This window comes from Komagataeibacter sp. FXV3 (genome assembly GCF_015155755.1).
In the GTDB taxonomy this organism is placed as follows: Bacteria; Pseudomonadota; Alphaproteobacteria; order Acetobacterales; family Acetobacteraceae; genus Komagataeibacter.
In genome coordinates, this window is record NZ_VWPI01000077.1 from 52,478 (window position 1) to 62,555 (window position 10,078).

General features: G+C 64.7%; 5 protein-coding genes. 4 read left to right on the plus strand and 1 reads right to left on the minus strand.

What is annotated here, in order from left to right; genetic code table 11:
- Nucleotides 1-153 precede the first annotated feature (153 nt).
- Nucleotides 154-1,545, plus strand: a complete 1,392-nt coding sequence (locus tag F1542_RS07725; protein ID WP_193732517.1) for a dicarboxylate/amino acid:cation symporter — start codon at nucleotides 154-156, stop codon at nucleotides 1,543-1,545.
- Nucleotides 1,546-1,575: 30 nt separating this feature from the next.
- The gene (locus F1542_RS07730; protein WP_193732518.1) at nucleotides 1,576-2,877 is read left to right on the plus strand and encodes an MFS transporter; all 1,302 of its coding nucleotides are present in this window, start codon (nucleotides 1,576-1,578) and stop codon (nucleotides 2,875-2,877) included.
- Between the two features lie 111 nt (nucleotides 2,878-2,988).
- On the opposite strand, the gene F1542_RS07735 is transcribed toward F1542_RS07730, so the two are convergent.
- Nucleotides 2,989-6,321 carry an AsmA-like C-terminal region-containing protein gene (locus F1542_RS07735; RefSeq protein ID WP_193732519.1) on the minus strand — a complete coding sequence of 1,111 codons (3,333 nt, stop codon included), beginning with the start codon at nucleotides 6,319-6,321 and terminating at the stop codon, nucleotides 2,989-2,991.
- A 65-nt stretch (nucleotides 6,322-6,386) separates the two neighbouring features.
- On the opposite strand from F1542_RS07735, the gene F1542_RS07740 reads away from it, so the two are divergent.
- Both F1542_RS07740 and F1542_RS07745 read left to right on the plus strand, forming a co-directional pair.
- Nucleotides 6,387-9,455: a bifunctional [glutamine synthetase] adenylyltransferase/[glutamine synthetase]-adenylyl-L-tyrosine phosphorylase gene (locus F1542_RS07740; RefSeq protein ID WP_227672561.1), complete on the plus strand. Its 3,069-nt coding sequence runs from the start codon at nucleotides 6,387-6,389 to the stop codon at nucleotides 9,453-9,455.
- Nucleotides 9,456-9,528: 73 nt separating this feature from the next.
- Nucleotides 9,529-10,032 (plus strand): peroxiredoxin, encoded by a 504-nt coding sequence (locus tag F1542_RS07745; protein ID WP_193732521.1) that lies wholly within the window; start codon nucleotides 9,529-9,531, stop codon nucleotides 10,030-10,032.
- The last annotated feature ends 46 nt before the right edge of the window (nucleotides 10,033-10,078 follow it).

Here is a 10,078-nt window from a genome sequence, read left to right on the forward strand (position 1 = left end):
TGGCAACCGTGATATGCACCGACCGTAACGATCCGCCTTTCACCTGATTTTCAGGTTCGCATGGCGCCAAAACCCACTAGCGTGCCCCGGCATGCCTTCACCCCGCCCGTTCGCGGTGCCGGAAACCGAACCGTTCTTGAGGACCCATCCACCATGCCCGAGGAAACGCAGACCTGCCCGCAAGCCCGACCGGCGCGGCGCGGATCCCTGTTTCGCAGCCTGTATGCGCAGGTTGTCATCGCGGTGGTGGCGGGCATCGCGCTGGGATATTTCTGCCCGCATGCGGCGGTGACGCTGAAACCGCTGGGGGATGGCTTCATCCGACTGGTCAAGATGGTGATCCCGCCAGTCATCTTCCTGACGGTGGTGACGGGGGTGGCCAGCCTGTCCGACCTGGGGCAGGCGGGCCGGCTGGCGGCGAAGGCGATGGTCTATTTCCTGACCTTTTCGTCGCTGGCGCTGGTGGTGGGCATGGTCATGGCCAATATCGTGCGCCCCGGCGCGCATATCCATGCCGACCCCGCGACACTGGATACCCACGCGGTCGCAGCCTTCACCGCGCGGGCACAGGCGCATTCGTTCAGTGACTTCCTGCTCAACATCATTCCCGACACGGTGGTCAGTGCCTTTGTCTCGGGCGATATCCTGCAGGTGCTGCTGATCGCCATCCTGTTCAGCATCAGCCTGTCGCACATGGGGGCAAAGGGGCATGCCATCCTGTCGCTGCTCAAGCAGCTGACCCAGCTGGTGTTCGGGGTGGTGCGGCTGGTCATGTATGCCGCCCCCATCGGGGCGCTGGGGGCGATGGCGTTCACCATCGGGCGGTTTGGCATCGGTTCGGTGCTGCACCTCGCCTTCCTTGTGGTGACCTTCTATGCCACCTCCGCGCTGTTCGTGGTGGTGGTGCTGGGGGCGGTCGCGCGGTACAACGGGTTCCGTATCCTGCCGCTGCTGGCCTACCTGCGTGAGGAACTGCTGATCGTGCTGGGTACCAGTTCGTCCGAATCAGCACTTCCCAGCCTCATGACCCGGATGGAGAACGCAGGCTGCGCGCCATCCGTCGTTGGGCTGGTTGTGCCGATGGGCTATTCCTTCAACCTGGATGGCACCAACATCTACATGTCGCTGTCGGCCCTGTTCATTGCACAGGCGACGGATGTACATCTGGGACTGGGCCAGCAGATCAGCCTGCTGCTGGTCGCCATGATCAGTTCCAAGGGGGCCGCCGGGGTCACGGGAGCGGGTTTCGTCACCCTTGCCGCGACACTGGCGGTGGTGCCGGACGTGCCGGTGGCGGGCATGGGGCTGATCCTGGGCATTGACCGTTTCATGTCGGAATGCCGGTCGCTGACCAACATCATCGGCAACGCGGTAGCCACCATCGTGCTGGCCCGGTGGGAAGGCGCGCTGGATACCGAACGCCTTGCGGCCGCCCTGTCGGGCCGGATCAGCGATGCGCAGGCCGATACCCCCATCATTGCCGGGACGGATGCCGTATCCGGCAGTCCCGCACGGACGACCCCGTCCCTGCCCCATTCATCCTGACGATCTTTTCGCCCCCATAGGTTGCACATCATGCCTGTTTTCAAGACCCAGACCGGCGCACTGACTACCGCGCAGAGAATACGAAGCATTATTGCGGGTTCATCCGGAAATCTGATCGAATATTACGACTGGTACGTCTATGCGGCATTTTCCATGTATTTTGCCCACGCCTTCTTTCCCAAAGGCAACCAGACGACGGAACTGCTGCGCAGCGCGGCGGTATTCGCCATCGGCTTCCTCATGCGGCCGGTGGGCGGGTGGCTCATGGGGCTTATGGCGGACCGGCATGGACGGCGCGCGGCACTGAGTGTGTCGATTGTCGCCATGTGCGCAGGCTCACTGGCCATTGCCATATGCCCGACCTATGAACGCATTGGCGTCGCGGCCCCGTGCGTGCTGCTGTTCGCGCGCCTGCTGCAGGGGCTGAGCCTGGGGGGTGAATACGGGGCCAGCGCCACCTATCTGTCGGAAATCGCACCACCCGCGCAGCGTGGGTTTTACGCCAGTTTCCAGTATGTCACGCTGGTCATGGGGCAGCTACTGGCGCTTGTGGTGCTGCTGATCCTGCAGTTTGCGCTGCTCAGCCCGGCGCAGCTTGGGGCGTGGGGGTGGCGCATTCCATTCTGTATTGGCGCTCTGCTGGCGCTGTCCATCCTGTGGTTCCGTCGCGGCATGGCGGAAAGCGAGCAGTTCAGTACGGCCAGCCATGACCACAATGCCCATGGCGGCCTGCGCGTGCTGCTGCGCCACCCGCGTGAGGTACTGGGCGTATGCGGCCTGACGCTGGGGGGCACGGTCGCGTTCTATACCTTCACGATTTACATGCAGAAATACCTGGTCAACACGGCGGGGCTGAGCAAGGAGCAGTCCACGCTGGTCTCCACCGCGTCGCTGGTAGTGTTCGCCATGGTCCAGCCCGCCTTTGGCGCGCTATCGGACCGGGTGGGCCGCAGGCGGCTGCTGCTGTCATTCGGCGTTATCGGCTGCCTTGCCACCGTACCGCTCATGCGGGCGCTATCAGGCGTGCATTCCCCGCTGGCGGCTTTTGGCCTGGTGACGGCGGCGCTGGTCGGGATTTCGGGCTATACCTCCATCAACGCGGTGGTGAAGGCCGAACTGTTCCCCACGCGCATTCGCGCGCTGGGGGTGGCGCTGCCCTATGCGCTGACCGTTTCGGTCTTTGGCGGCACGGCGGAATACGTGGCCCTGTGGTTCAAGCAGATCGGGCATGAAGGGCTGTTTTACTGGTACGTGACCGGCTGCATCGCCTGTTCGCTGCTGACCGTGCTGTTCTTGCTGCCCGGCCATGATCGCATTACGAACGAACGCTAATCGGCAAAAGTTTTTGGGTGCCGCCTTTTTTAAAAAGGCAGCGTTCTTCCAAAGCTGTTTGAAAAAAGCTGCACCAGAAACTTCTTTCTGTTTTACAGGCGGCCCGCGCCTTCAGTGGATATGCATGAGATTACGCAGGAAGCCGGGCAGCAGCATGGCATAGGGGTTCACATGCACCGCCGGGTTATCCATCGGTCCCGTGACCTGATAGGTGGCGGAGACGACACCCCCGTTCTTTTCAGGACTGAACAGCCAGCCCAGCAGGCCCGGCAGGTGCCCCGGCGCCGCATTCACGGCAAAGGCGGGGATGATCGTGCCATCCAGATTGAGTGTCTTCTTTTCCAGATTCACATCCCCTGACACCGTGGCCCCAAGGGATGCGTTGCTGACCAGACCGTCTGCAATATGGATGTTGCCTTCATCCAGCGTGACCGGCGCGTCCAGCTGCTCGACTTGGAAGCTGGGCGCATGTGGCGCGCGCAGCCAGCCATAGATCGAGGCGTTATTGGCCATGCGCACCACCGCCGGCACGTTGCGCAATTTGAACGGCCCCATATGCACTTTGCCCGAGAAGGGCGCGGTCGCAACGCTGTCGTCAAAGCTGCCGGTGATGTCGGTGACACCGCCCTGCATCTCATCGGTCACCTTCATGTCCTGCAGCAGCGCGCCAAGGCTGGCCACATGCACATCCAGCACGCGCGTATTGCCCTTCGGGTTCAGGTGCGCCGCAGCCGCCACCGGTCCCTCGACCGTCATGAAGCCACGCGTCAGGCGCACACCATCGGTTTCCAGATGGCTGTGTACGTTCGTCAGCACATCCTTCTGGCTGTAATACAGGGTCTGGGCATCAACATTCAGATCCCACCGGCGTCCCGGCGGTCCCTTCACGCGCCCGCTGGCCATTTCAGGCACATGATAGCCACTGTTGCCCTGCCCGGCCGACGCCCTGGCGGAAGCCGAGCTGTCTGGCGTGGTCTGGAATGACACCAGCGGCGACAGGTCCAGCACCCTTGCCGCCACATTCACCCCGATCGGGTCGCTTTCACGCGCCGGCAGCATGACCGAGGCATTGCCCATTGACCGGCCGACATGGAACCCGCGCAGGATCAGGCGGCGGGCGACACCGGATGCGGTCTCGGCATGGCCATCAATCAGCAGGTCGGGACCTACCGCGCGGATATTCTCGATGCTGGAGATCTGGCCATGGTCAAGATCCAGCTCGACCGAGGCATTTGCCTCCTGCCCCACCCTTTTGGACCAGATGGGAATGTTCAGCGCCGCACGGTCAAGGTCCAGGTCGATATTGACCTGCGCCCTGCCGCCCACATACCGGTCGTAATCCACATCCAGCTGGGCGCTGCCGGCAAAATGCTCACCCATCTCGAATCCCGCGCGCCGCACGCCCTCAGGGGTGACGTGCCCCTGCAGGCTGGCGCTTTCCACCGCATGCACCATCGGCCCGTTCCGGAAATCCATGGTGTAGATCACGCTGGAGGGAATGCCCGCCAGCACCCCGGTCCCCTGCAGCAGCAGGCCGTTGATCGTGGCGTCAATGCCAAGGTTGCCGTTGTCCAGCGGCCGCCCCACCACCACATTGCCCAGATGCACCTGCGCCAGATCGGTATGGCTGCGCAGGTCGATCTGGTCCAGCCGCACATGCGCATCCAGTGGCAGGGCGATATGCAGCGACACATTGGCCCGGCCCGCAGGGTGCGTAAACGACATGGGATGACGCGAAAGCACATTCAGCCGGGGTTCGGCCAGCAGCGCCAGCACGTCACGCGCATTGCCCAGCAGGGTGACGTTGATGTCGCCTACCTGCACCTTTTCATTCAGGCCCGTGATCCGCATGGAACCGGGGCCGACCTCGATCCGTCCCGTGCCGGTGGCGTCCACGTGCCGGTCCGCAAGGTCCACCAGCTGGTAGGCGTGGCCAAAGCGGATCATGATCTCATCCGGACCATCGAAGGTCAGGTGGGCATCCATTTCATGCATGGGCGGGATGGGGCGCAGCCAGTGCAGTTCCATCCTGTCGGCGTCAATCGTGCCCCCAAGGGATACAAGGTCCAGCCCGTTCCAGCCCTTGTGGCTGGCCAGCCCCATGTTGACCTGCAGTTCCTGTACGTGCCCCTGCGGAATGTTCTGCGTAACCCACCGCCGCGCGCCCTTCATTGCGCGCGGGGGCCAGAAATCACCCAGTGTCGCGAAATCCAGCGACCGCGCGCGCGCGTCCACGTCCACCTGCGCCGCCTTCGGATCCAGCAGGGACGTTGATTTCAGGTCCGCCGTGGCATCCAGCGTGGGGCCGCTGCCATCATCGGTTGCATGTCCCGGCGCACGCAGGTGCAGTTCCAGACGCTTCAGCATGACATGCAGCGGGCCATCAAACGGTGCGTTGCGTGGCCCGGCCCCGAGCGAGCCGACCAGATCGGCCTCCCCTTCGCCCACCAGGAACTGCCCCGCCTTGCGGGTCGTGACCTTCCCGTTGCCTGCATTGAGGTGCAGCGTGAAATCACGCGGCATGAGGAAGGGAATGTCCCGCACGCCCCCGTCACGGAAGGCGACCTGCAACTGCCCGCCCACGGGCAGGCCGAGTGGCTCCACCTCCTTCTGTCCCGGCGCGAAGGCGGCGGGGCTGATCGGGTCAAGCTGCAGGGTCCAGTTGATCTGACCGGGGCCAACATGTTCCCCCGTCCCATGCACCACCAGCCGTTCGCCATTCCCCTCCAGCCCGAGGCGGACATCCCCCGTCACCCCTTTCTGCCCGGAATCGGTCACGACCTTCAGCCGGGCATCGGCTTCACCCAGCCGCCATGCACGACCGGTCATGCGGTCGGCAAAACTGACATGGGTGTCGGATATGACGGCCTGCCGCAGCGCCGTCAGGTCCACGGGGGTGGGTTCTTCGGGTTTCCGTGAGGGATAAGGCGTGTCCGGGCCAAGGTCGAGGCCGAATTTGCCTTCCTTGTTGCGCGCAAGCTTCAGCCGCCCGTGCGAGGCCGAGATTTCCAGTATCCGCACGCTGCCATGGAACAGCGCCGGGCTGTCCAGCGTCAGGCGGCCACGGCGCAGGGTATCGGCCATCTGCCCGTCACGGCGCTGGATCCGCACGTCCTCCACCCATATCACCAGTGGGGCGCGCAGGCCTTCATGCACGGCGTTCCAGCCCATGCGCACATGCCCCGCCGACAGGGTGCCGATGATGTCTTCATGCTTCAGGCCATGCGCGACAGGCAGCGGCATGAGCAGGCTGACCACAGGTGTGACATCCAGCGGCCCCGCGGACAGCCGCACCGTCAGCACCAGCAGAAGCACGGCGGGCAGCGTAATGCACAGCAGCACAAGCCAGATCACCACGCGCCCGGCCGCCATGACCGCGCGACGCACGCGGCTGGGACTGGACACGGGCGTCCGGGCGGGAGAGGGTTGACCGGCTTCCGTCATGCCACCCACGTCATGCCACCATGCGGAACAGCATGATTTTCCAGCCCCTTAACGGACCCTTTCCCATGGACCAGCCTGCCCTGCCCCCCTTCGTGCCGCACCCTTCGTGGCGTGGCTGCACATGGCCCCATGCCGCCGACACCCGCGCGGCGCGCATCCTGCGTGAAAACCTGACGGATGCCTGCGCGCGCATGGGCCTGCCCGATATCGCGGCAATGCCCGAACTGGGTGCATTGCTGGATGCCATGGGGGGAAACAGTCCCTACCTGTCCGACCTGGCGTTGCGCGACACGGTGGCCTTTGCCGAACTGCTGACGGATGGGGCGGCGGCGTGCGTGCGCCGGATCCTGTCGGGTCTGGACGCCCTGGCGCCCGATACTGCCCGCGCGGATATCATGGCTGCATTGCGCGTGGCCAAACGGCAGGCGGCGCTGGCCATTGCGCTGGCGGATATCGGCGGCGCATGGACGCTGGAGCAGGTCACCCTTGCGCTGAGCCAGCTGGCCGAGAACGCACTGGGGGCGGCGGTCAGACATCTGCTGCTGCATGCACATGACACCGGGCGACTGCGCCTGCGTAACCCCGAAACCCCGTGCCGGGGCAGCGGCTTCGTGGTTCTGGCAATGGGGAAGCTGGGCGCGCGGGAACTGAACTACTCCTCGGACATAGACCTGATCATCCTGTATGATCCGGACCGTCACCCCGGCAACGGGGAACTGCGGCATACCTTTGTGCGCATGACTAGCGATCTTGTCACGCTTATGGAAGCGCGTGATGCAAATGGTTACGTATTCCGCATGGACCTGCGGCTGCGCCCCGACCCTTCCGCCACCCCTGCCGCCGTGTCCTTTCCCGCCGCCATCCAGTATTATGAAAGCATGGGCCGGACATGGGAACGCGCGGCCATGACCAAGGCGCGACCGGTCGCGGGGGACATCACGGCGGGGCGCCGTTTCCTTAAAAGCATTCATCCGTTCGTATGGCGCCGCCATCTGGATTTCGCGGTAATTGACGATCTGCATGACATGAAAGCACGGATCGACCGCCACCGTAACGCGGGACATGCCAACCTGAGCAGCCTGCCGCCCGAATTCATCCATGACCCCGACGCCGCCACGGGCTGGCTGCTGGGACAGAACGTCAAGCTGGGACAGGGCGGCATACGGGAGGTCGAATTCGTGGCCCAGGCGCTGCAACTGGTATGGGGCGGCAGGCGGTCCGAACTGCGTGATCCCACCACGCTTGGCGCGTTGCGCAGGCTGCGCCGCGCCGGCCTGCTGACGCGTGAACAGTCCGCAATACTGGCCCGCAATTACCGCATGCTGCGACAGGCCGAACATCGGCTGCAGATGCGCATGGACCACCAGACCCATACGCTGCCCGACACACTGGACGGATTCGCACGCTTCGCAATCTTCATGCTTGCGCCGGATGGCGGGGACCTTGCATGCAGCATGCTGTCGGTCATGCAGCGTTCGCGCCGCAATTTTGACCTGCAGTTTGCCGAAAACGACGCGCAGGCAGACATCACCATAGCGCCCGAGGATGCCGACGCCGCCGACAGGCTGCTGGAACAGGGCTTTCCTGCCACCGATATCAGTGACGCCCTTGTCATCCTGAACCGATGGGAGGGCAACCGCCTGCGCGCGCTGCGTTCGGACCGGGCACGCAAGCTGCTGCGCCGGCTGTTGCCCGCCATCCTGGCGGAAATCGGAAAGCGCCGGCAGCCACTGACCGTGCTGCGGCGATTTGACGCTCTGCTGGAACGCCAGTGGGCGGGGGTGCAGTTCCTGTCGCTGCTGGAACGCAACACCGCGCTGATCCACCGCATTGTCACGGTGCTGGACTGCGCGCCCTTCCTGGCGGACCATCTGGCGCAGACGCCTTCCGCACTGGATGGCCTGCTGGACATGGATGGCGGTCCCGGCGCGCTGGGCACGGTCACGGCGCTGGTGCGTCGGCATGTCGCGGGCGCGCAGTCGGCCGAACAGGTGCTGCCCGTCCTGCGCGGCCTGGTCTGTGGCGAGGAATTCCGCCTGTCGGTCGCCCGCCTTGAACACCGCATGAGTGAGGAACGCGCCGCCCGTGCGCGCACCGCCATGGCGGAAACGGTCATACGCGGCCTGCTGCGCGTGGTCAGCAACGAACACAGGCGCCGCCACGGCACGGTGCCCGGCGGGTCCATGGCGGTCGTGGCGCTGGGCAAGGCGGGATCGTGTGAAATGATGCCGGGATCGGACCTTGACCTCATGCTGGTGTTCGACCACCCCGCCGATATCGTGGAAAGCGTCGTACCAGCCATCACATACGCCGATGGCCTGACGCCCCGCCCGCTTGCGGCGGGCACGTATTACGTCCGGCTGGCGCATGCTTTCGTCGCGGCCCTGACCGCGCCGGGGCGCGAGGGACCATTGTATGAGGTGGACATGCGGCTGCGCCCGTCGGGGTCCAAGGGGCCGGTTGCCGTCTCGCTGTCCGCATTCCGCCGCTACCATGCGGAATCCGCATGGACATGGGAACGCATGGCCCTGACGCGTGCGCGGGTCGTGGCGGGACCGCCCGCCCTGCGTGCCGAACTGCGCGCGGCCATCGCCACCGCGCTGGGCCACGGCGCGCGGACCCGGCAGGAACGCGCGCTGATCGTGCATGACATACGCCATATGCGCGAACGCCTGGCCCGTGAACGGCCTGCCACCAGCCCGTGGGACATCAAGCGTCGGCGTGGCGGGCTTATGGATGTGGAATTCATTGCCCAGGGGCTGCAACTGCTGACCACCCGTTGCGCCAGCCGCAGCCAGTCCACGCGCCTGGCCCTGCTGCGACTTGCCCATGCGGGGGACATTACGGATGCCGACGCGCGGCTGCTGCGCCGGGCCGACCTGTTGTGGCGCGCGCTGCAGGGGCTTATCCGCATCATATGCGGCAGTGAAGTGCCGGACATCATTCCTGCCGCCAGCCTTGAAATCCTGACCGGGGAATTCAGGGTGGCGGATGCAGACAGGCTGCTTGCGCGCATGGACCGCATGGCCGCCGATGTCCGGGCGGTCTTTGACCGCCTGCTTCCGCCCGCCCCGGACACATCCACGCAGGCGAAACATGACAGCGGTTCCCCGAAGGGGCAAGGCGGTGCATGATCGTCCCCACAACCATGCTGCATGTGTCCGGCCCATGGGACCGGCACATGCAACCAGATCAGCAAGGCAGGCCATGAGCAACCCGACACCCCCCTTTCCCGAACCCGGCAGCGCCGTTCCTGATTTCAACATGCCCGCAAGCCATGGCCGCACGGTCAGCCTTGCCGGGCTGAAGGGACATCCGTTTGTCCTGTATTTCTATCCCAAGGCCAACACATCGGGCTGCACCAGGGAAGCATGCGAATTCGAGGCGGCACTGACGGACCTGCACAAAGACGGCGTGAACGTCATCGGCGTGTCACGTGACGGGATGCCCGCGATCGAAAAATTCGCAGCCGATCACAGCCTGACCTTTCCGCTTGCATCAGACAGTGATGGCACGGTGACGGAAGCCTATGGCGTGTGGGTGGAAAAATCGATGTATGGCCGCAAATACATGGGCATCGAACGCGCGACCTTCCTGATCGACGCCACCGGCCATCTGGTTCAGGCGTGGCGCAAGGTCAAGGTCACGAACCACGTCGTCGCCGTGCGCAAGGCCATTGCGACCCTGACGCTACAGGCGGCGGGTGGCTGAAGTTCAGTAATACGGCCGTCCCGGACCGCCATAGGGGCCATAGACC